This is a genomic window from Chryseobacterium sp. Marseille-Q3244 (assembly GCF_940807095.1).
GTDB lineage: Bacteria > Bacteroidota > Bacteroidia > Flavobacteriales > Weeksellaceae > Chryseobacterium.
In genome coordinates this window covers 558174-579633 of record NZ_CALNWX010000002.1, presented here as the reverse complement: position 1 = coordinate 579633, position 21460 = coordinate 558174, and the positions used below count along the sequence as shown (strand labels likewise).

General features: G+C 35.1%; 20 protein-coding genes. 9 read left to right on the top strand and 11 right to left on the bottom strand.

Annotated elements, in window-relative coordinates:
* Nucleotides 1-29 precede the first annotated feature (29 nt).
* Together NBX25_RS05785 and NBX25_RS05780 are read right to left on the bottom strand one after the other, a co-directional pair.
* Nucleotides 30-755 carry a PA3715 family protein gene (locus NBX25_RS05785; RefSeq protein ID WP_250253045.1) on the bottom strand — a complete coding sequence of 242 codons (726 nt, stop codon included), beginning with the start codon at nucleotides 753-755 and terminating at the stop codon, nucleotides 30-32.
* A 10-nt stretch (nucleotides 756-765) separates the two neighbouring features.
* Nucleotides 766-2547, bottom strand: coding sequence for a tetratricopeptide repeat-containing sensor histidine kinase (locus NBX25_RS05780; protein ID WP_250253043.1), 1782 nt, complete (start codon nucleotides 2545-2547; stop codon nucleotides 766-768).
* 392 nt (nucleotides 2548-2939) lie between these two features.
* Between NBX25_RS05780 and NBX25_RS05775 the strand changes: the two genes are divergently transcribed.
* The 3 genes from NBX25_RS05775 to NBX25_RS05765 all read left to right on the top strand — a co-directional run bounded on the left by NBX25_RS05775 (nucleotide 2940) and on the right by NBX25_RS05765 (nucleotide 6716).
* Nucleotides 2940-3614, top strand: a complete 675-nt coding sequence (locus tag NBX25_RS05775; RefSeq protein ID WP_250253042.1) for an SIMPL domain-containing protein — start codon at nucleotides 2940-2942, stop codon at nucleotides 3612-3614.
* Between the two features lie 297 nt (nucleotides 3615-3911).
* Complete coding sequence (locus NBX25_RS05770) at nucleotides 3912-5510, top strand: DUF4139 domain-containing protein (RefSeq protein WP_250253041.1); 1599 nt, start codon at nucleotides 3912-3914, stop codon at nucleotides 5508-5510.
* Between the two features lie 18 nt (nucleotides 5511-5528).
* Nucleotides 5529-6716, top strand: coding sequence for a VWA domain-containing protein (locus NBX25_RS05765; RefSeq protein ID WP_250253040.1), 1188 nt, complete (start codon nucleotides 5529-5531; stop codon nucleotides 6714-6716).
* A 175-nt stretch (nucleotides 6717-6891) separates the two neighbouring features.
* Here the strand turns inward: NBX25_RS05765 and NBX25_RS05760 are convergent, their stop codons facing one another.
* Nucleotides 6892-8097 carry an NAD(P)/FAD-dependent oxidoreductase gene (locus NBX25_RS05760; RefSeq protein ID WP_250253038.1) on the bottom strand — a complete coding sequence of 402 codons (1206 nt, stop codon included), beginning with the start codon at nucleotides 8095-8097 and terminating at the stop codon, nucleotides 6892-6894.
* A 116-nt stretch (nucleotides 8098-8213) separates the two neighbouring features.
* On the opposite strand from NBX25_RS05760, the gene NBX25_RS05755 reads away from it, so the two are divergent.
* Both NBX25_RS05755 and NBX25_RS05750 read left to right on the top strand, forming a co-directional pair.
* Nucleotides 8214-8594 carry a SpoIIAA family protein gene (locus NBX25_RS05755; RefSeq protein WP_123908581.1) on the top strand — a complete coding sequence of 127 codons (381 nt, stop codon included), beginning with the start codon at nucleotides 8214-8216 and terminating at the stop codon, nucleotides 8592-8594.
* Between the two features lie 173 nt (nucleotides 8595-8767).
* Nucleotides 8768-9112: a mannan-binding lectin gene (locus NBX25_RS05750; protein WP_123908582.1), complete on the top strand. Its 345-nt coding sequence runs from the start codon at nucleotides 8768-8770 to the stop codon at nucleotides 9110-9112.
* 120 nt (nucleotides 9113-9232) lie between these two features.
* Here the strand turns inward: NBX25_RS05750 and NBX25_RS05745 are convergent, their stop codons facing one another.
* Nucleotides 9233-10435 carry an MFS transporter gene (locus tag NBX25_RS05745; RefSeq protein ID WP_250253036.1) on the bottom strand — a complete coding sequence of 401 codons (1203 nt, stop codon included), beginning with the start codon at nucleotides 10433-10435 and terminating at the stop codon, nucleotides 9233-9235.
* Nucleotides 10436-10612: 177 nt separating this feature from the next.
* Between NBX25_RS05745 and NBX25_RS05740 the strand changes: the two genes are divergently transcribed.
* Entirely contained in the window at nucleotides 10613-11518 is a 906-nt protein-coding gene (locus NBX25_RS05740; protein WP_250253035.1) for an AraC family transcriptional regulator, read from the top strand.
* Nucleotides 11519-11758: 240 nt separating this feature from the next.
* On the opposite strand, the gene lipA is transcribed toward NBX25_RS05740, so the two are convergent.
* Complete coding sequence (lipA, locus tag NBX25_RS05735; protein ID WP_123859484.1) at nucleotides 11759-12625, bottom strand: lipoyl synthase; 867 nt, start codon at nucleotides 12623-12625, stop codon at nucleotides 11759-11761.
* A 114-nt stretch (nucleotides 12626-12739) separates the two neighbouring features.
* Between lipA and NBX25_RS05730 the strand changes: the two genes are divergently transcribed.
* Nucleotides 12740-13369: a hypothetical protein gene (locus NBX25_RS05730; protein ID WP_250253034.1), complete on the top strand. Its 630-nt coding sequence runs from the start codon at nucleotides 12740-12742 to the stop codon at nucleotides 13367-13369.
* Between the two features lie 293 nt (nucleotides 13370-13662).
* Here the strand turns inward: NBX25_RS05730 and NBX25_RS05725 are convergent, their stop codons facing one another.
* Nucleotides 13663-14223, bottom strand: a complete 561-nt coding sequence (locus NBX25_RS05725; protein ID WP_068941830.1) for an RNA polymerase sigma factor — start codon at nucleotides 14221-14223, stop codon at nucleotides 13663-13665.
* A 209-nt stretch (nucleotides 14224-14432) separates the two neighbouring features.
* On the opposite strand from NBX25_RS05725, the gene tyrS reads away from it, so the two are divergent.
* Nucleotides 14433-15728: a tyrosine--tRNA ligase gene (gene tyrS / locus NBX25_RS05720; protein ID WP_250253033.1), complete on the top strand. Its 1296-nt coding sequence runs from the start codon at nucleotides 14433-14435 to the stop codon at nucleotides 15726-15728.
* A 106-nt stretch (nucleotides 15729-15834) separates the two neighbouring features.
* Here the strand turns inward: tyrS and NBX25_RS05715 are convergent, their stop codons facing one another.
* From NBX25_RS05715 to NBX25_RS05705, 3 genes are read right to left on the bottom strand one after another with little or no spacing between them, the layout of a single operon-like run.
* Nucleotides 15835-16593, bottom strand: a complete 759-nt coding sequence (locus tag NBX25_RS05715) for a hypothetical protein (protein ID WP_250253032.1) — start codon at nucleotides 16591-16593, stop codon at nucleotides 15835-15837.
* Between the two features lie 12 nt (nucleotides 16594-16605).
* Nucleotides 16606-17604 carry a T9SS type A sorting domain-containing protein gene (locus NBX25_RS05710; protein ID WP_250253031.1) on the bottom strand — a complete coding sequence of 333 codons (999 nt, stop codon included), beginning with the start codon at nucleotides 17602-17604 and terminating at the stop codon, nucleotides 16606-16608.
* Between the two features lie 19 nt (nucleotides 17605-17623).
* Nucleotides 17624-18088, bottom strand: coding sequence for a hypothetical protein (locus tag NBX25_RS05705; protein ID WP_250253030.1), 465 nt, complete (start codon nucleotides 18086-18088; stop codon nucleotides 17624-17626).
* 572 nt (nucleotides 18089-18660) lie between these two features.
* Between NBX25_RS05705 and NBX25_RS05700 the strand changes: the two genes are divergently transcribed.
* On the top strand, nucleotides 18661-18867 hold the full coding sequence (locus NBX25_RS05700) for a hypothetical protein (RefSeq protein ID WP_123908588.1): 207 nt from the start codon (nucleotides 18661-18663) through the stop codon (nucleotides 18865-18867).
* A 32-nt stretch (nucleotides 18868-18899) separates the two neighbouring features.
* Here the strand turns inward: NBX25_RS05700 and NBX25_RS05695 are convergent, their stop codons facing one another.
* Nucleotides 18900-20579 (bottom strand): helix-turn-helix domain-containing protein, encoded by a 1680-nt coding sequence (locus NBX25_RS05695; protein ID WP_250253028.1) that lies wholly within the window; start codon nucleotides 20577-20579, stop codon nucleotides 18900-18902.
* Between the two features lie 297 nt (nucleotides 20580-20876).
* Nucleotides 20877-21293 (bottom strand): hypothetical protein, encoded by a 417-nt coding sequence (locus NBX25_RS05690; protein ID WP_123908590.1) that lies wholly within the window; start codon nucleotides 21291-21293, stop codon nucleotides 20877-20879.
* Nucleotides 21294-21460: the final 167 nt, after the last annotated feature.

The window sequence follows — 21460 nt, the reverse complement described above, 5'->3', positions numbered from 1 at the left end:
AAGTTTCTTTAGAATATAATTTTGGAAAACTACTGATATTTTCCGTTTTTGAATTTCAGTGTGCTATAAGTTGTTTTGGAAGTTTCTTTTCCCGCGCATTCTCCTTTCACTTCTTTGTTTATAGTGGTTACAGAAATGGTCTTAATTTTAAGATCTGTAAAATGGTTCGTTTTGGATGTAGTCATAATGATATAGGAATGGTCATCCTTAAACTCTCCATTGCATCGGGTATCCCATTCTCCTGTGGTAGAATCCATTTCAAACTGATCAAGAACCTTTTTAAGAGCCTTCCCTTCCGGATAATACATTGAAAGCGTGCCTGAAGCATAAGGATTGGGTCTGCTACTTCCTACAAAATCTGCCTTTACGCCAAATGCCCGGATGTTCGTACTGATATTGTATAAACCAGTATCTATAGCAAAACTTCTTAGGCTTATAGCATCAGAATTCAGTTCTGTTGGATCGAGATATTTGTTCTTTATGGTTCCGTTACGGTCTGTAATTAAAATATAGTTCTGAACTGTAAAAACATAATCTTCTTCATCCTGATTCACAACCACAGGAATAACCACAATATAAGAGTCTTCAACATTGGGCATTTTCTTTTCAGTACAGAGTTCTTCCTTTATCTTGGTTTTGTCAAGTTTCAGACTGTTAAGAATATGAGTCAGTCTGACACTGTCAATATCCTGAGCTGCTATAGTTCCGGAAAACAGGCTCATCATAAGTATAATTTGAAATATATTTTTTTTCATTGTAAAGTTTCTATGCCAGATTAATTTGAATAATGACTAAAACTCCATTGTGATTTTCCTTATCCTTTACAGAACAGGTTATATCTTTTTTGTACAGATCATTCAGCAGCTGAATTCGCTCTAAAGTATTTTTCATACCTCTTCCTTCGCGGGTTTTCTGATGCTGGGTTTTCTGTTTTTTACTTTCTTCAATTCCTATTCCGTTGTCTTCAACAATGACCTTTAAGTAGCGTTCATTTTTCTCAAAGCTTAATTTTAAAAAGCCTTTTTCTGCTCTGTAACGCAGTCCGTGCCAAATGGCATTTTCAAGGAACGGTTGTACCAGCATTCCTGGAACCTGCAGGCTTTGCATATTCAGATTTTCATCTATCTCAATTTCATAATCAAATTTATCTGCAAAACGTGTTTTTTCCAATGCCAGATAGTTCTGCAAAAGATCAAGCTCTTGTTGTAAAGGAATAAAATCATCGGTAGAATTTTCCATCACTCCACGCATCAACTTTGAGAACTTAGTCAAATATTGATTGGCTTCCAGTTCGTTATTGGTGGCAATAAAGTGGTTGACACTATTCAGACTGTTGAAAATAAAGTGGGGATTCATCTCCCGCCGAAGCGACTGAAGTGCTATTTTTTTGTTTTTAACCTGAACTTTCTTCAAGGTTCTGAAAATAAAAATAATCAGACCGGTCAGCAGGATTAAAGCTGCTATCAGTCCATAATTGAAAATATTTTTCTTACGGATAAGTTCATCTTTCAATTCTTTTTCCTTCTCTAGCTGAGAAATTCTCTGTTCTGTATCTTCCAGAATCTTATTATCTACGAGGCTTCTGTCCTTGGAAACCAGATTGGGGAGTTTTCCCAAAAAGTCTCTGTACAATTGAACTGAAGCATCCACATTTCCTGAGATGGCATACAAACTGTCCAGTTTCTTCACACTTTTCTGCGCTTCCAGTGTATGTCCTTTATCCAAAGCAATTCCATACGCATTCTTCAAAAGATCAACCGCCTCTTTAGGATCATTTTTCTTGATATAAATATCCGCCAGTTCCTGAATCTGATTCACTTTTTCCTGAGAATTATCCTTTACAAAATCCTCCTTAAGAACTTTCTTTTTAGCTTCAATCGCCTTATCAAAATTCTTATTTTCTACATACAGATCAGCTAATTTCTGGTTAATAGCCAATGCCTGTTGTGGAGCTTCCCGCTTTGAAATTTTATACGCATTATTAAGGTTTTCTTCCGCTTTATAAAGATCTTTCTGTTGTATATTTACATCTGCCAACTGGCTGTATCCTTCCGCTACATTGACTTGTTCGTTTTCTTTTTTGCTTATATTAATATTACTCTGAATGGCTTCTGCTCTAAGCTCAGGGGTAGGAGAAGAAAGCCTTGCAACATCATTAGCATTGACAGCCTTGCTTTTTTCACTATAGCTCATCTGCGCTGCCATACTGTAATTGCTGAGCGCTGGGGTTATCTTATTCTGCTTTTCCTGTGATTGGGCTAATTTCCGGGTAACAGATTCCAGATTTTTTTTGTCATTAAGTTTCTGGTAAAGCGCTTTAGCTTTGCTAAAATATTCCTCGCTCTTGGCGTAGTTTCCCTGATTATAATAATCAGTACCCATGTTTACATATACATCTGCGGCCCCTTTATCATCATTCTTGTCTACGGCTTTCTTCAGCTTTGCAGCAGATTTCAGGACTTGGGAAACTTTTGTAGAATCCTGTGCCATGAGAACATTTCCCAGAGCAAACATTGAAATAAAGAGTATGTTAAAAACTAATTTCACGGATTTCAAATCTTTATTGCAAAGTAAGTAAAACTTTATCGATCAGCTTCTATTCTTTACCAAGCCAAAACATGATTTCACCAAGTTATAATCCATAAGAAGTCCACATAAGTTTTGAAAATCAAAGATGTTCATATCCGAAAGTATCTGCGAGATCTGACAAATCTGCGAGAAAATATAATTAGAAATCAATGTTATCAGAATAAATCTTGCACTTGAAACTATATAGTGTATTTGTACTTTCTTTTTATTCTTCTCATTCAGAAAGCATACAATCAAAATACCATTTGTATGACTCACCAAGTGAAAGTTCCATTTCACCAAGTCTCCCGGTTTTCCGCTTTAAATCGAACTAATTTTACATCAGAATTTAAAAGTAAAAACAAGAAATTATGAAATTGAAACATTTTTTATTAATCGGGATTTTAACGCTGGGAAGTTTTGTAAACGCTCAGGAAGTAAAGAAAAACGCAATTGAAGTAACTGGTGTTGCTGAAATGGAAGTAGAACCGGATGAAGTATTCTTCAACCTTGGAATAAAAGGAGATACCAAAAACGATCTGGCAGACAATGAAAAGAAGATGTTTGACATCTTAAAGAATGCTGGAATAAAAAACGAGGATATCAAATTTAAGTCAACGTATCAGAACATTTACGCAAAAAACGGAAAATTTACTAAGAACTATGAGTTTAAAGCGAATGCAAAAGCAAACCTTAGTAAAGTATTTGAAGACCTGAATCAAAAATGGGTAAGCAGCCTGAACATTTCAGAAGTAAAGAATACCAAAATTGCAGATTTCAGAAAGACAGTAAAGATCAATGCTTTAAAAGCAGCGAAAGAAAAGGCAGATTATCTATTAGAAAGTATGGGTAAAAAGGTGGGGAATGTTCTTGAAATTACAGAAATAGAGGACTATACCAGCGACACTGTAATGCCTGTTGCTTACAAAAGCAGAATGAGTAATGTACAGATGGAAATGGCAGATGCTTCTTTAGACCTTTCGTTTGACAATATCGAAAACATCAAACTGAAATACAGTATCAAAACAAGATACGAAATCCTTTAAATTACAGATTTAAAAGAGGCTGTCATACTTTTGGCAGCCTTTTTTGATTTGCCACGAATGCACGAATACCATTATTATTGCTGGTTTATAATTCTATGGGGCTATGTGGTTTATCTTTTTGAACCCCGTAGACCCCATAGATTTGGGAATCAAATATTCTTAAGTTCCTTTTCGTGCATTCGTAGCTAGAAAATATAAGTTTATCTATTCACCAAGTGAAAAGCTCTCTTCACCAAGTATCCCAAATTTCAGGCTTCAATACGGGTAATTTTACTTCATAATTTAAAATAATAAACGATGAAACGTTATCTTTTAATCACACTATTTTCAGTGGTTCTCTTTAAGGCCCAGGAAATTAAGAAGGAAATTGAGGTAAAGCAGGCTACTGTATTTCTTCAGGGAGCAAAAGTCTTCGGAAGTACCAATATCAATCTTCAGAAAGGACATAATAAGGTAAGAATTGTCAATCTGCCCAATAATTTGGATGAAAACACCTATAAAATCAATCTGGAAAAAAATACGACTCTTCTATCCATCACTCCACAAAGTAATTTTCTGAAAGAAGATCAGCTTTCTGATGGTGAGAAAAAACTGGATGATGAAAGAAAAAAACTTCAAAGACAGGCAAGTCTGCTCACTATCCAGGTTAAAAATCTTACGGGAGAACAGAATATTATCAATGATAATTTAAAAGTATCAGCCAATGATAAATCCACTCCTCAGGAGCAGCTTATTAAGCTTACTGAGTTTTATAGAAAAAGGATGCTGGAAATTGATAATCAGGTCTTTTTACTGAATGAGCAGAAAAGTATACTAGACGAAAGTATTGCAAAGCTTAATAAACAATCGGATGAGGAACAAACCCATAAAAATACCAACCGAAAAGAGCTCCTGCTTGAAATTCTTGCTGATAATGATACCAACCTGAATCTGGGGCTCAGCTATATCGTTTCTGATGCAGGCTGGATTCCGTCTTACGATCTGCGCGCTCAATCTGTAAAGAAACCTCTTGAAATGGTTTACAAAGGAAAGATCTATCAAAAAACCGGACAGGATTGGAACAACATAAAATTGTTTGTCTCTACTTACAGACCGTCATACAATCAGAACCGCCCTATCCTTTCTCCATTGTATGTTGCGGAATATACAATTCCTAATCCAATACTTGAAGTTGCCGATTACAAATCTAAAAAAGAGTCTGCACTGATGAATGTTTATCAAATGAGACAGGAAATCGCTGCAAAACCAAGTCAGATTCCAATTGCTTCTGTTTCCGATAATCAAATGAATGTGATCTATGAACTGAATTATAATCAAACCATTTTAAGTCAGGAAAAAGAACAGTATGTGATTCTGGATAAAAAACAAATTGATGCTACTTACAAGTATCATACAGTTCCAAAACTTAACAATCAGGTCTTCCTGATGGCTTTCGTAAAAAACTGGCAAAACCTCAACCTTATTAATGGCGAAGCTAATATCTATTTTGAGGACAATTATATCGGAAAAACCAATATTACCAGCCATTATGTAAAAGATGAGTTCCCGATTTCTCTTGGAGTAGATGAAAGAATCACGGTAAAAAGAATCAAACTGGAAGATAAAACTTCTCAAAAGCCCATGAACTCGAACAAATGGGAAACTGAAACCTACCAGATCAGCATTAGAAATAATACCAAAGAAAGTATTGAACTGGAAGTACTGGATCAGCTTCCTATCAGTGAAAATTCTAAAATATCAGTGAAAGCTATAGAAACTGGAGGCGGAAGCCTTGATGAAAAAACAGGAAGCATTCTTTGGAACAAAAATATAAGTTCCGGAGGTTCTGATAAGATCAATTTCTCTTATGAAGTTAAGTATCCGAAAGAAATGCAGATCCAATATTACAGCAGATAACCTATAAAAAATAATAATATGACAACTTTAAAAATCTTAGCCATTGCAGCAGCTTTTTTAAACTCCGGGGCAACAGCACCCCTTAGCTGCTCGAAAAGTGATCTGGAAAACAGAAGCTTAACCGTACAAAATGCTTCTGTACCTACAGTAAATACGATATCAAAGGACAACAAAATCCAGGTAGCCCTTTTACTTGATACTTCTAACAGTATGGACGGATTGATTGACCAGGCAAAATCCAGGCTCTGGAACATCGTCAATACGTTAACCACTCTAAAGTACAACGGACAGGCTCCGCAAGTTGAAATTGCACTTTATGAATATGGAAACGATGGCATTCGTGATGAAAACTACATCCGTCAGGTCACACCACTCACTCAGGATCTTGATCTGGTTTCTGAAAAGTTATTTGCTTTAAGAACCAATGGTGGAAGTGAATATTGTGGTGCCGTGATCCGGGATGCTTCAGCCAATCTCAACTGGGATGGCAATGAGAAAAGTATGAAACTGATTTATATTGCAGGGAACGAGCCGTTCAATCAGGGAAGGATTGATTATAAAGAAGTGATCTCAAAAGCAAAAAGTAAAAACATCTATACCAATACCATTTTCTGTGGAAGCCGGGAGGAAGGAATCCAGAGCTACTGGCAAAATGGAGCAACAACCGGAGGTGGAAAATACTTTAATATCGACAGTGATAAAAAAGTGATCTATATTGAAACACCTTACGATATCAGAATTTCCGAATGCAATGCCAAATTGAATGACACCTATATTTACTATGGAAACAGAGGTTCTGAATATAAACTGAAACAAATTACACAGGATAAAAATGCAGAAGTACAATCCGTTTCCAATCTGGTAGAAAGAGCAGTTTCCAAATCTAAAAAGAATGCTTACAAAAATGAACATTGGGATCTTATTGATAAAGCTGAAAAAGATGCCGGCTTTATTGCTAATATAAAAGAAAGTGAACTTCCTGATGAACTGAAGGGGAAAAGCAAAGCGGAAATTAAAAAAGCAGTGGCCATAAAATCAGCAGAGCGTGAAAAGATTCAAAGAGAAATTGACGATCTTTCTAAAAAACGTCAGACCTATATTGATGGTGAAATGAAAAAAAGAGGCACTGATGATTCTGATGATCTTGGAAAAGCCATTGAAAGTTCTATACAGGAGCTGGCCAAAAAGAATGGATATACCTTGTAGAGGGATTAATCTTAAATCTCTTTAAGTAACAAATCCTTTTAAAATCAAGAACACTTAAGTTTTGAATCTTTTGATTTTCTACGTAAGTGTTCTTATTTGTATCTGCTTATTTCAATATAATTTAGCGGGCTAAAGTGTTCAAAATAAAACCTTTCTGTTGATGATTAAAGATGTTCTATCTTCCAAATCTAAAATATCCGGATAACGGATGCTTTTTATTTTTCATAAATAAAGAAGCCATTTCCATCCCTGCTGCTGAAAAAGTAATTCCGTTTCCACCAAAACCCAACACAAAATAAGAGTTTCTGAACTTTTGGTGTTCTCCAATATAGGGAAGCCCATCTTTTGTTTCCCCAAAAGTCCCGGCCCATACAAAATCAGGATAAAAGTGATAATCCGGTTTTATTTTCTTTAGACTTTTTAAAATTTCCTTTTCTTTTTTATTGAGAATGGCATCCCGTTTTTCGGCATTATAAAAATCTTCATCTCCACCGCCTATCAACAGCCTCCCATCATCAGTAGTCCGCATATAGAGATAAGGTTCATCGGTATTCCAAACTAATGTACTCGTAATATTTTTAAATTTGTCTTTATCCACTTCGGACACCACTGCATACGTACTTTTCAAATTAACGAAATTCTCTTTCAATAAAGTTTTGCTTTCATACCCGATACAGTAGATTATTTTTTTCGCCTTTATCTGAAAGCCACTGTTTGTTTTAGCAAGATTAAAACCTTTGTGATATTCTACTTTTATCATTTCAGTTTTATCAAAGATTTTCAATCCTTTCCTTACATTATGTTGAAATAATTCATGGGCAAACAGAAAGGCATCAATGCTGGCTCCCTGCTTTGACAGGATACCTCCATAAGTATTTTCAAATCCAAATTTCTCCAGCACCTCATCTGCTTGTAGCCATTTCACTTCAAATCCTGCTTTTTTTCTGGCTTCATATTCTTGCTTTAACCATTCGACATCTTTCTTTTTGGAAGCAAAGTATAGTGATTTTTTACGCTTAAAACCAGCACCAGACCGTATTTTCCCTGAAAGGGTTTCAATAGTATCAATAGCATCTGAACATGCTTTATAGCTTGCAACAGCCCCTTTTTCTCCTATTTTTTCTATTAATTCATAAAGAGGAACATCTATTTCATATTGCAGCATTGAAGTGGTGGCAGAAGTACTTCCATTACACAACTCACGTTTATCAATGAGAATGGTTTCATATCCATCCTTTATCATTTGATGGGCAATAAGACTTCCTGTAATTCCACCTCCTATAATTAAAACATCACAGTTTTCATCCGATTTTAAAGAAGGGTAACTGGCAATCAATCCGTTCTTTAATAGCCAAAAAGGTTCATTTGATTTGAGATCCATATTGATATTTTACATTAAAAATAACAATATTTATACCTATTTTAACAATTTTAGAGGAATTTATGGTTCAATTATTGTTTGCTTTATTAAATTCCAACCACCATAAAATATTTACTATGATAACAATTATTCCAGAAGCTCCGGAGAATGTTGCGGCATTTAACGCAACCGGAGAAGTGACGAAAGAAGATTTTGAAAAACTGGTAATTCCGCGTGTGAAAGAGAAAGTAGACCAATTTGGTGAGCTGAATTACTTACTGTATTTGGATACCGATCTGGATAAATTTACCATGGGAGCATGGCTTGAGGATTTATTGCTGGGATTAAAAAACCTTGCAAAATGGAATCGGGCAGCTATTGTTACAGACAAAGAAGGCGTACGGGACTTTACGGAGATTTTCAGTGTCCTGATGCCGGGAGAGTTCAAATCTTTTCCAAAAGAAAATTTATACAATGCACTTTACTGGTGCAAAAACGGGAATGAGGTTGAAGTTTAACCAACCTTACACAATAATGAAAGACTGTCTGAAAAGGCAGTCTTTTTAATTATATATCAATAAATATCAAACAGATACGTAAAAATACCTAATCCCAAATTTAGTACATTATACTGTAATTATATCCCTTAATAGTGATTACATTTGTCATACTAATCACAAAAAATTACACCATGTCAACATTCAAAACCAACATTATCGCAGGTCCACTTTGGAGCAATGACGAAGCACAAAAATTAGGACCACGTATTGCTGCGGCACACCTAGGAAAGTTTACCGGACAATGGACTACCATTGTAGAAGGACAAATGAGCGTTATAGAAGTTGAATTAAATACGGAACCAACAGGCAATACAGAATATACTTTAAATGTATTGGCAGGGCCTATTTGGAGCGACGAAGATGCTAAGGCAATTTGTCCTGCTATCTGTGCATCTTATGGCGGTACATGGAACGGACAATGGACAACAGTTGTAGAAGGCAAAATGAGCGTTTGCAGCTGTGTATTTAAATTCTAGTATAAAAGAATAATGTATTAATTTAAAAAAGCTGTCCCACAAGTCTATTTTTTAACTTTGAGACAGCCTTTTTTATGTTTTACTGTTTTGTATCCTCACAGATATAAGAAATTATTAATCCTATTTATCACAAGAAACACGCTCTGTCATCACTTCTTCTTCGTTAGCTTTTGGTGAACCATACAAATACATATACCTTACGCTGATTGCAAATCCGATAAAGGTCATCCCCACTCCTACCAATGACGGATAATTGAATGGTAATCCATATTCTAAAGGAATTCCACCAAAGAAGGCTCCCATTGCATTGGCTATATTAAAACCGGCCTGCATAAAAGCTGCAGCCATCATTTCACTTTTCGGTGCCGCTTTCATCATCATAATGTTAATGGGTGCTGCAATAGACATTGATAATGCCCCACACATAAATGTCAATATGAAAGCAATATTCTGATGCTCGGAAAGTAAAAATACTCCTACCAGGGAAATCATCATTAAGAATATCAAGACTGCACAAGTTTTTTCCGGACCTAATTTATCTGAAATAATACCTCCAGCAAGGTTACCTACGACCATTCCTGCACCGGCAAGAACCATTACATAGGCCATTTGACTGCTTTCCACTCCGGAAATCCCGGTCATTAATGGAGTAATGTAACTCAACCATGTGAAAAGACCACCAAACCCAATGGCTGTAATTGCCAATACCAGCCACGACTGTTTCTTTTTAAGGAATTTCAGTTCATCCAGAAAGTGGGTATCCTGATTGGCTTCCATTGCAGGCATCCATAATTTTAAAAATAACAGCGCAAAAACACCAATTAAAGCTACGATAGCAAAATACAGTCGCCAATGGAAAGTATGCCCAATATAGGTTACCAAAGGAACCATCACCAGATTGGCCACGGTGAGTCCTGTAAACATCATGGATATATAGAATGCTTCCTTCCCTTTTCCTGCCATTTTAGCGGCTACTACAGTTCCTACCCCGAAGAAAGCTCCATGAGGAAGTCCGGACATGAATCTTATAATCAGCATTGTTCCATAATTGGGAGCAATAGCAGAAAGACCATTAAATAAAGTAAACAGGATCATAAATGCAATCAAAACTTTTTTGGGAGGAAATTTCACCGAATATCCAATCAGAAGCGGTGCTCCGATTACCACTCCCATTGCATAGGCAGAAATCAGATGCCCCGCTTGCGGAATAGTGATTTCCAGTGTTTTTGCAATATCTGGCAATAGCCCCATAACGGTAAATTCTGTGGTTCCTATTCCCAACCCGCCAATCGCCAACGGTATTATTCTTTTATCAATCTTCATTGTACTTTCTTTTCTGAATTAATGTATTGAAATTAATAATGGTAATCCATCTTTAATTTTGAAAGTGCAAAATTCGAAAGAAAGATTGAATTTCACACGTCTTTGAATGATAAAAATTTGCTCCATATTAACCTTTTTATTTAATTTTAACTCTATAAACAATCAAAACAGAACAAAATGAAGATCCAGAAAGAAATCATAACGTTTGAAAAAGGGAAATCATTTAAACTATTTGCCCCTTCCTTAAAGAATTGTTTTTTCTGGCATTACCATCCTGAAATAGAGTTGGTTTATGTAGAAGCTTCAAACGGAATCCGGCATGTTGGAAAAAATATTTCAGGGTTTACAGACAGTGAACTTCTGTTGATAGGTGCGAATGTTCCTCATCTCAATTTTGATTACGGGATACAGACAGAATGTAAACAGTTAGTATTGCAAATACGCGAAAATTTTCTCCAGGATATCATTCTTCCTGTTCCTGAGTTTGAGGATATTAAAAATCTTTTAGAACGTTCCTACCTTGGATTATCATTCTCCGGAGAAACCAAAAGCATCGTTGTTGAAAAACTTCAGATCCTTAAGAATAAAAACTCATTTGAATCATTAATAGGACTCCTTGAAATATTACAGATTCTGGCCAATTCCACTGAGGTAAATGAGCTCAATAAAGAAGATACAAGAATCAAATGGTTCCTGAACGATAAGATCAGAATGGGGACCATCTACGATTATATTCATGAAAATCATGATAAAAAGCCTAATGTAAACGAGATTGCCCAGATTGTCAGTTTAAGTACACCTGCTTTCTGTCGGTATTTTAAAAAGCAAACCAATATGACTTTCACAGATTTTGTCAATAATTACAGAATCAATCAGGCTAAAATTTATCTGTTAAAAGATTCTTCTGTCACTGAAGTTTGTTTTCAGGTAGGATTTGAAAGCCTTTCCTATTTTAATAAACTGTTTAAGCAGCATACAGGTGAAACGCCTTCAGAATTTAAGAAAAAGCATTTTAAACCTATTGAAATTAATGGCCGGATCGGGGTGATTAACCGGGAGTCTTCTTGTAATAAATCGTTTTGATATTATCTTCAGTTATTGATTTCTACCACAGATCGCACAGATTTTCACAGATGAATGGGAATAGTTTTGATATCAGGTTATTGTACCCCCCTCCAAAATTCTTTGAATTTTCGCCCCCCTCCAGAGGATGAGAATGATGGAGCCCGTTCCTTATTCGTTTTGGTTAAAGAAGTTTGCAGCTTCCACCCTATTACCTATTATTACAAAAAACAACCGCCCATTACTGAGCGGTCTTTTATTTTAATGAATATGTTTTTCTGCGTGATAAGAGCTTCTAACAAGAGGAGAACTTTCCACATGTCTGAAACCTAAGCTTCTTGCAAAGTCACCCAACTCATCAAACTCTTCCGGAGTAATAAATCTCTTTACAGGAAGATGTTTTTTAGTGGGCTGTAAATATTGTCCAAGAGTGATAACATCTACATTCGCATTTCTGATGTCTTCAATTGTTTGGAAAACCTCATCTTTAGTTTCACCTAAACCAAGCATAACCCCGGTTTTAGTTCTTCTCTGTCCTGCTTCTTTTAAATATCTTAATACCTCAAGGCTTCTTTCATATTTTGCCTGGATTCTCACTTCTCGGGTCAAACGTTTTACCGTTTCCATATTGTGAGAGATCACTTCAGGAGCAACATCAACCAATCGGTCAATATGCTTGGTGATTCCCTGGAAATCCGGAATCAATGTTTCCATTGTAGTTCCCGGAGAGATTCTTCTTACAGCATTCACTGTTTCTGCCCAAAGAATAGATCCCATATCTTTAATATCATCACGATCTACAGAAGTAAGAACAGCGTGTTTAATCTTCATTAATTTGATTGAACGGGCCACTTTTTCAGGTTCATCCCAGTTTACGTCAAGCGGTTTTCCTGTTTTTACTCCACAGAATCCACAGCTTCTTGTACAGATATTTCCTAAAATCATGAACGTTGCCGTACCTTCTCCCCAGCACTCCCCCATATTCGGGCAGCTTCCGCTTTGGCAAATGGTGTTTAATTTATATTTATCAACCAAGGTTCTCAATTCCCTGTAGTTCTTTCCCGTAGGAAGTTTTACACGAATCCACTTTGGTTTTTGAACGGTAGTGTCTTGAACTGAATTTTCCATTTCTAAAATTGAAGTTCAAAGTTAAGGATTTTTTAATGGAAACCATCAACCGAAGACATTGATGAAACTTATAATTCAAAATATCATTGTACATTTAAGCTCAAAATCCATTCCATGAAAAGATGCTTTTTCCTTTTATCAGTTGTTGCCAGCACCTATTGTTTTGCGCAACAAAAGTTGCAACCGAAAGGTTCTACTATTCTTCAAACGGTGGATGGAGATCTGGATGGAGATAAAATTCCTGAAAAAGTAATCATCTATAATACCAAAGACACTGGTGAACTTGGTGAGGTTCGCGAAATTCAAATCCTGAAAAAAATAAATAACCAATGGACCATTCTTGAAAAATCAACAAATGCCATTCTTGATAGTGAATCCGGAGGCATCATGGGTGATCCTTATTCCGGAACCAGTATAGAGAAAGGGATTTTGATTATCAATCATTTCGGTGGCAGCAGCTGGAAATGGGCCTATACGGATAAATACAGATATCAAAATGGTCATTTTGAGTTGATAGGACATACTTCAAGTTCGGGAAGGCCGGGAGATTATATCAAAGAAGTAGATTTTAATCTTTCCACAGGGCAAATTAATTTCAGAAATGACGTTGATAACACTAAAGAATATGGCCCTTCGCAAAAGGAAACTTATATTAAAAAGGGAATCAAGATTAATCTTCAGAACAGAAATGATAAGAGTGTAAAAATTATACTTCCCAAGACCAAGGAAGAAATTTTTATATAGCTTGCCAAAAATTCTTACATGAATGTTAGGAAACGTAAAGGTGCGAGTTTTCTTTTTCAGGTTATTGATAAGGTGTAAGGAATTGATCTGCGATAAAATTATGAATACATATTAATTACCATTAATGCCCGAATAATTCTATACATCTCCCATAAAAGGTCTCTAATAAAATATTTTACTATTTCCTATGGATCTATGTGATTTAAAATATGGAAACATATAGGCCCAAAGCTTTAAAGTTCAAACATAAATCTTTAGTGGCAAAACAAATGTCTTAGAGTTTTCCGAAACTGTTAATTGTCTTCAAATTCATTGTTTTTCAATAGCTCAGCAAGAACTTTTTTAGCTCGCATCACCCGAACTTTGGTATTGGCAACAGAAATTCCCAGTTCTTCAGCTATTTCCTTGATACTTTTTTCCTCAAAAAACCTCAGCTTAATAATATCCTGGTAATTGGCATCCAGAGATTCAATGGTTTTAATGATTTTCTTTTGCTCTTCTTCAGAAATGAGAAGTTCTTCGGGGGATTTTGCATATTGATTTTTTACCTCATCAAGGTTTTCAACAGCGTCCTCGTTTTCACGGTTCTTTTTTCTCCAAAAATCAATAACTGTATTCTGAGCAATCGTGAGAATCCAGGTTTTAAATTGAAAATGCGGATCGAACATATCCAATTTCGATAGGACTTTGGAAAAGACATTCACGGTAATCTCATCGGCATCGTTTTCATCTTTTACTTTTTTCATCACAAAAGAGAAAACATCCACCCAAAAAACATTGATGAGTTTAGTTTGGGCCTTCTGGTCTTTATCTTTGGCCTTTTGAATGAGCAGAAATAGCTGTTCGTCGTTCATTAATAACAAATATAGATTATTTGGGCTGAAAATGCAAAGCGTACATGACTGTCAATAGTGAATTTTGCTTCACAAGTGAATCGTCACTCAGGAAATGTATTAATTTTATCTACTATTTCAGTCCTTTTGCCATTTTACCTTTCCGGGCTTTCGCCTTTATACTTTTGAATTTATTATCTTTGCAACTTAAAATTTTAAAGAAAAAATCAATGAATTCCTTTATAGAAGAACTGAAATGGCGTGGTCTGTTTGCTGATATGATGCCTGGAACCGATGAACAACTGAATAAAGAGGTAACTACTGCATATATTGGTTTTGATCCAACGGCCGATTCTTTACATATCGGAAGTCTTATTCAGATAAAAATTTTAGCACACTTCCAGCAGCATGGTCACAAGCCGATTGCTTTGGTAGGTGGAGCTACAGGAATGATCGGTGATCCATCAGGAAAATCGGCAGAGAGAAACCTTTTGGACGAGGAAACGCTTTTGCATTATGTAGATTGTTTGAAAAACCAACTTTCAAGATTCTTGGATTTTGCAGGAAATGAACCGAATAAAGCGGAACTGGTAAACAATTACGACTGGATGAAGAATATTTCTTTCCTTGATTTTGCTAAAAATGTGGGAAAGAACATCACAGTTAATTACATGATGGCTAAGGATTCTGTAAAGAAAAGATTTTCGGGAGAATCTGGTGCAGATGGAATGAGTTTTACAGAATTTACCTACCAGCTGATCCAGGGATATGATTTCCTTCACCTATACCAAAACAACAATGTAAAGCTTCAGATGGGAGGTTCTGATCAGTGGGGAAATATCACTACCGGAACAGAATTAATCCGTAGAAAAGCTCAGGGTGAAGCATTCGCATTAACAGTTCCTTTGATTACAAAAGCTGATGGTTCTAAATTCGGAAAATCTGAAAGCGGAGAAAACTATTGGTTGGATAAAAAGAAAACTTCACCATACAAATTCTATCAGTTCTGGCTAAATGCTACGGATGAAGATGCTGAAAGATTCATTAAGTTCTATACATTCCTTGGAAAAGAAGAAATTGAAGCATTAATTGAAGAGCATAAAACAGCCGCTCACGAAAGAAAGCTTCAGAAAAAATTAGCGGAAGAAGTTACCGTTTGGGTACACGGAAGAGAAGAATACGAAAAAGCACTTAAAGCTTCTGAAATTCTTTTCGGACGCTCTACTGCTGAAGATTTGGTAAGCCTTGATGAAGAAACTTTCCTTGAAGTGTTTGACGGAGTTCCACAAAAAGAAGTTGCAAAAGCAGATGTATTAGGAATAAACATTGTTGACCTTCTTTCTGAAAAATCAGGATTTTTGAAATCTAAGAGTGAAGCACAAAGAGAAATCAAAGGAAATTCAATTTCTGTCAACAAGCAAAAAGTAAATGATACTTTTACAGCTAATGAAACTGATCTTATTGATGGCAAATTTTTATTGCTTCAAAAAGGGAAGAAAAGCTATTTCATTGTGAAGGTTATTTAATTTTAATAAAAGAGGCGGTTCGAAAGACCGCCTCTTTGTATTAATTTATCTAAAAATAAAGTTCTTAATCTTTTAATTTTATATTTCTCCTGTATCAACACCGTTTTTACTTTATTTGCTTAACAGAATTAGGAAGACTGTAAGTGATATTCCCTTTTTCATCAAGAAAATCTATTTTTGCCTCTCCGGTAGGCTCTACTGATAATCTAAGTCTGGGCTTTCCAGCCTGATCTGCCAGCATAACCATCGCCTTTTTTTGTTCATCACGGCCAACAAAAACTCTCTTTGCAAATGCAGGTTCACCGGGACGTGGTTCCATGAGCTGTTTAATCTTTTTTTCCCGTTCTTCCTTGTTACCTATTTTTACCGCTTCGTGATATTGTTGATTCCATTCTGCGAATGAAGGAGTGCCCTGCCGGTCATCTACATTCAATCCCATTTTACGATTTCCATTTTCATCACCATATGATAGATAAAGAACCTGATTTTGGTTATACTGGTCAAATGCCAGATGCCCGGAAGCACTATATTTACCGTTAGTCTCAGTCTTTCCCGTAAATATTAACCCACCTGCTTCGGATTCTTCTTCATTAAAAAAGATCAGCCCTGTACGGTTTCCTCCCTTTAATCCAAAAGCTTTTCCTTTAAAAAGCGGAGCCGGTGAGCGTTGTTTATTCGAAATTGTCATCCGTAGTTTACCATCTTTCTCAATAATATTTATACGCTGCACATCAATTTCATCAAATTTTTTTTTATTTTCTGAAACAAACCCCATTAATAATGTAAAACATACTGTAGTAATCATCAATACACAAAGAATCTGTAGACGGAAAACTTTTTTTTCGAGCTGAGTATTACTTTCCATAATAATATCAAATCATTTTTTAATAACTTTCCTGATCTGTGTTTTTCCATCTTTAAAGCTCATTTTCAGGTAATAAACTCCTAAAGGGAATCCTGAGATATCAACCTTATCTGCTTTATCCGACTCATAAATTTTTCTACCTTCTGCATTGCTAAGCTCCACTTTGTCAATAAGTTCATTGTTTTTTATGGTAATAAAATCTGAACTTGGATTGGGGAAAATATTAATTTTCCTGTCCACTTTTATGTCATCCGCAGATAAAACAAGGTTATTATTTCCATAGCTTAAACTACGGCTATGAACGGTAGGATATCCGGTCACTGTTGTATCAGCAAAAGCTATTGTTAGTAAAGCCCCCGAATAACCGGACGAAATCCAGGTATACATCTCAATCACAGAACTAGTAAAGGGACTTCCTGTTACATTGGTAGATATATTCATTACTCTTTTCATTCTTAAGGTATTGGGAAAAGTACCTAACGGCGTCTTAAGTGTTCCGTAAGCATCTACCGTCACGGTATGATTCCCGGTTTCCGATGTTCCCGCAGGAGTGCTATGTGCGGTCCATGAATCTGTAAACGACTGCAAATAGGTAACCGGAAACTTAAGTTCCAGTTTAGGATCATCAAAAGTGTATAGCGAAGTTGCCCCACCTGTGCCAACAGTTTTATTTCCAACTACTGAAAGCTCATTATTTGAATAGAGCATATAGCTATATGAATTTCCACTGCTAGATGCACTCATTTTGTTCGCTCCGGGAAAATCTGAACAATTAGCATTACCGGGACAATTATACATCGTCTGCGATGTTGTTGCAGAAGAAGAATATTGGGAAAAATCCCATGACACATTGGCTCCCGATGGACCTGGTGCTAAGCTGCCTAATGTTGTAGGATCTGCATGCTGGTAAGTAGTGGTTCCCGGCTGGATGGCATGATCAGCTGAAATAACCGGCTGGGCCATCAGTTTCGCCATAGTCACAATTAAAAAAGTAAAATATATTTTTTTCATAATGATCTTATTATTCAGTTTACTTTATTCGAATCTCTATAGTTCCTTCATCAAAACTTTCAACATTTTTGTCTGTAAAGATATTCTTTGCTTTAGGCTGTATACTTTCCAGCAGCTTTTCAGAATTCCCGGAATGCTTTACCGTAACTGTAGATAACGAAGCATTATATTTCATACTGCTGCCAGTAACTCCTTCAGACCCTTCAATGATGGCATTGAGCTTTTTCAGATTGGTAAGGTCTATGTTGGAAATCTTTATGATTGTCTGGTTTTCATCTGCCTTAGCATTGACTTTGTTCTGCTTGTTTTTTTTCCCAAATAACGAACTTATTTTCCCTCCTGTTTTAGAAGCCCTGTCCGCAGTATTGGATGCATTATCTACTTTACTTACTGCGTTATCTATTTTGTCTAAAAAGCTCTGTGCTTTTGCGGATGAGATGCCGATCACGGATAAGGCAAAACTCATTAGTACTATTTTTTTCATATTATTCAGTTTAAAGATTAGTAGAGTTTTTATAATTATTTTGTAATACAAATTTTGTTTAATCCGAGTCAGGAAAAAACTATATCAGTGAATATTTTATAAAAAACAACAGAACTTTTTATAAAAAGTAAGCCTCAAAAAAAACAATATAAACAACTAATAAACAATACATTAAACACAATAAAACATTCTCATATCTTTCTTAATTTGAATTATGATTTAATATGAGTCTTTAATTCTTAATTTTATATTATTATTCAACTATAAAACAAAAGCCGGGGCTTCAAAGTTTCTTATGAATAAAAATTACATCCAGATAATGAAATCATTAGAAAGCCGGACCAAGCTTAATTCAAAAAAGTTATCAAGAAAGAACTGCAAACCATTACCGGTTCGGGATTTGCCGATGAAGATACAGGTGACAGTAATAAGTAATAATGGTAGAGACACAATAATGTCGGAAGCTCAGGAAATAGTGCATATTATCCGGATCTTATTGGCTACCTGATGAAAAAGGAAATTTTCAAAATTCCGACCCTAACAACACTTTTTAATAAATAAAAATACCCATTATGAAAACACAACACATTAAAAAATTATCTAGAGAAGAAAAGTTAAGCATCATTGCCGGAAATACAAAGCTAAATGAAGAGGGAACTAACGGAGGAGGGACCAATAACGGTAGTGGTTCAGGAAATATTCTGAACCCGTGTCTTGATAAGATTACTAAATGCCTTTCTTATAATAAATGTAAACAAGAATATGTTACCCAGTGCTAAACAAATATCTCTTCATTCGTGAAAAACAGTACTTATAAATTTTCATCGTTTAATTTTTCAATATACTGAAACGGGGTAACTCCCGTTTTTTCTTTGAATGTCCTTGCAAAGGAAATCCCATTTCTATACCCCACCCTATCAGCCAGTGCCTGGGTAGTATAATTCCTTAATTTTTTATCTTCTGACAACTCTTTCAGTATATAATTGATTCTTAATTCATTGGTATATTCACTGAACGATTTTTTTATATATTTATTAACTGTTTGTGAGAGATAAGTAGTATTGGTAGCTAATTTTTTTGCCACATAAGCCTGGTTATATTCTTTTTTGAGGTAGAATTTTTTTTCCACCAGCTCAAGAAACCTTTCCATAATCTCAGCTTCTTTTTCATTACTGATTGTAAATTGATTTCTTTTGGCTTGTATATTTAAACTATTATTCTTTACCTGCAGCAAAATATCATCAAGGTGTTTTTTAATTTTTTTCTTTTTACGGATTTGATAGAAGAGATAGGCAATAATACAACCTAAGAGTAAAAACAGGATAATGATAAAAAGCAAACGTTCTCTTAACATCGAAGAACTTTTATCGATCTCATCATTCAGATTTTTAGAATTAATTTCTTTGTAGATATCTGCAATATTCTTTTTCTCGATTTCAGAATTTCTCTTATAAAGCCCAATAAATTTACTATTATAAAACGCTACAGAATCTGTTTTTCCTTCTGCAAGATATATTTTGGATAAATAATCCTGGGCAAAGATATAATCGGTATTTATTAGGGAATCTTTTTCCATTTGCTGGGAAAGTGCAAGAAAATTATGTTTGGATCTTTCATAATCATCAGACTCATAAAAGTTGACCCCTAAATTATATTTAAGATTGAAAATTTCATCCTTAAACTTTAAATCCTGGTAGACGTTCAGGCTTTTTAAATAATATTGGGTTGCTTCAGAATAGTTCTTCTTCTTATTATTGAGTGTACCCAGTTTCAGATACGTAACCGCTAGAAGCTTTTTATCTTTTGTAGAACGAAGCAGCTGGTTAAAATTTTGTAGAGCACTATCTGCATATACCCTGTTTTTTTGAGGATCTGAAATAAACTTATCAGAATATAAATGTCCCAGGTTGGAAAATATATTATTATAAATCACCTCAAAGGTTTGCGGCTCATATAGTTTTTTATTTTCTTTCAAAAGAGAGAGAACCTCATGAGTCTCTACAATAGCATCGTCCGTCTGCTTGATATTGAGCTTTACATAAGCAATATTCCCTTTGATTTTAATATGTTGGCAGATATCATTATTCTTTTGGGCAAAGAAATCTGCTTTTATAAATTTTTTAAGGGCTTCTTCCGGTTGGTGGTTAGCCATATCAGTATTGCCCAAAATATTATATATATGAGATAAATTTCTGTAGTTATTCTCTATCTCAGGGATCCTATTCAGATAATGATTAATTTTTAAGAGGTAAGGCTGTGTATTCTCCTTTTTTCCCGTAATGGTCAACAAATATCTTTTTGCTGCGTAACCAAAAGCCTGGTCCGCATCATTTTGGGAAGAAAAAATTTCATCCACATATACCAGTGCACTGTCCACCCCTATTTTTTGATAGATAAAGAATTTATCTTTGTAAAATTGGATATCCTTTTTCTGTGAAAACACAACAGAAAATACAATCAAGAATAAAAATACGGTAATTCTTTTTTCCATCTTTTTGTATTTAAATAGTACATCAATATACTTAATTTACTCTTTACTACGTAAATACATTAATCTTTATTTTTTATGACATTAATACAGAGATTATAGCTATAAAATATTGTAATGAGCATTCAATATTGATCTGGAATCAAAAAATAAGACTTTATTGATGGCAAGTTTGTATTGCTTCAAAAAGGAAAGAAAAGCTATTTCATTGTGAAGGTTATTTAATTTTAAAACGATATAAAGAACCGGCGCTGAGATAAATCTCAGCGCCGGCTTTTATTTTGAAAGTATTATTAGTTTTTAAAATATATAACTTGCAGAAGCGGATAAATACTGACCACTGGAAGTTCCTTCTTTTTTCAGTTCACCATCTACCCAAATTTGAACTTTTAAAGTAGAAGATGCATCGACACCAATTGCATTTACCACAACATTAGCATTGTAAGCACCTGCTTCTGATGTCACTTCAGGACTTGACCATGTTGTTCCACTAAGGCTTGAAGCCGTTGTAGCATTCCCGTCAATTCCGTACACAGCTGCATCAATATTAGTTCCCGCAGAGGCAATAGCCTTAAAAACTACTTTATGGCTCTTTTTTGCTCCATTTACATTATCATCGTCATCTTTACTACAAGACGCTACAAACCCTAATAATATTGTTGCAAGAAGCACTACAAATGTACCTTTCAACAGTTGGCTTATTCCTGTTTTTTTCATAATCTTTTTGTTTAAATTTTAGTTACTTTATTTGATATTCTATGATTAGTGATTCCGTACCTGCAAAGCTATTGGAGTCATTGAACTTTATCAATCCTGAAAATTGTGTAATTTTTTCTACCTAAATTCTGGTATTTTTTATGCTAAAATTTTTAAGTAAATTGACC

What these genes read in the sequence shown, in the direction of transcription:
- NBX25_RS05785 (WP_250253045.1), bottom strand. Translation starts at nt 755, where the DNA reads ATGAAAAAAAATATATTTCAAATTATACTTATGATGAGCCTGTTTTCC.
- NBX25_RS05775 (WP_250253042.1), top strand. Translation starts at nt 2,940, where the DNA reads ATGAAATTGAAACATTTTTTATTAATCGGGATTTTAACGCTGGGAAGT.
- NBX25_RS05770 (WP_250253041.1), top strand. Translation starts at nt 3,912, where the DNA reads ATGAAACGTTATCTTTTAATCACACTATTTTCAGTGGTTCTCTTTAAG.
- NBX25_RS05765 (WP_250253040.1), top strand. Translation starts at nt 5,529, where the DNA reads ATGACAACTTTAAAAATCTTAGCCATTGCAGCAGCTTTTTTAAACTCC.
- NBX25_RS05760 (WP_250253038.1), bottom strand. Translation starts at nt 8,097, where the DNA reads ATGGATCTCAAATCAAATGAACCTTTTTGGCTATTAAAGAACGGATTG.
- NBX25_RS05755 (WP_123908581.1), top strand. Translation starts at nt 8,214, where the DNA reads ATGATAACAATTATTCCAGAAGCTCCGGAGAATGTTGCGGCATTTAAC.
- NBX25_RS05750 (WP_123908582.1), top strand. Translation starts at nt 8,768, where the DNA reads ATGTCAACATTCAAAACCAACATTATCGCAGGTCCACTTTGGAGCAAT.
- NBX25_RS05745 (WP_250253036.1), bottom strand. Translation starts at nt 10,435, where the DNA reads ATGAAGATTGATAAAAGAATAATACCGTTGGCGATTGGCGGGTTGGGA.
- NBX25_RS05740 (WP_250253035.1), top strand. Translation starts at nt 10,613, where the DNA reads ATGAAGATCCAGAAAGAAATCATAACGTTTGAAAAAGGGAAATCATTT.
- lipA (WP_123859484.1), bottom strand. Translation starts at nt 12,625, where the DNA reads ATGGAAAATTCAGTTCAAGACACTACCGTTCAAAAACCAAAGTGGATT.
- NBX25_RS05730 (WP_250253034.1), top strand. Translation starts at nt 12,740, where the DNA reads ATGAAAAGATGCTTTTTCCTTTTATCAGTTGTTGCCAGCACCTATTGT.
- NBX25_RS05725 (WP_068941830.1), bottom strand. Translation starts at nt 14,223, where the DNA reads ATGAACGACGAACAGCTATTTCTGCTCATTCAAAAGGCCAAAGATAAA.
- tyrS (WP_250253033.1), top strand. Translation starts at nt 14,433, where the DNA reads ATGAATTCCTTTATAGAAGAACTGAAATGGCGTGGTCTGTTTGCTGAT.
- NBX25_RS05715 (WP_250253032.1), bottom strand. Translation starts at nt 16,593, where the DNA reads ATGGAAAGTAATACTCAGCTCGAAAAAAAAGTTTTCCGTCTACAGATT.
- NBX25_RS05710 (WP_250253031.1), bottom strand. Translation starts at nt 17,604, where the DNA reads ATGAAAAAAATATATTTTACTTTTTTAATTGTGACTATGGCGAAACTG.
- NBX25_RS05705 (WP_250253030.1), bottom strand. Translation starts at nt 18,088, where the DNA reads ATGAAAAAAATAGTACTAATGAGTTTTGCCTTATCCGTGATCGGCATC.
- NBX25_RS05700 (WP_123908588.1), top strand. Translation starts at nt 18,661, where the DNA reads ATGAAAACACAACACATTAAAAAATTATCTAGAGAAGAAAAGTTAAGC.
- NBX25_RS05695 (WP_250253028.1), bottom strand. Translation starts at nt 20,579, where the DNA reads ATGGAAAAAAGAATTACCGTATTTTTATTCTTGATTGTATTTTCTGTT.
- NBX25_RS05690 (WP_123908590.1), bottom strand. Translation starts at nt 21,293, where the DNA reads ATGAAAAAAACAGGAATAAGCCAACTGTTGAAAGGTACATTTGTAGTG.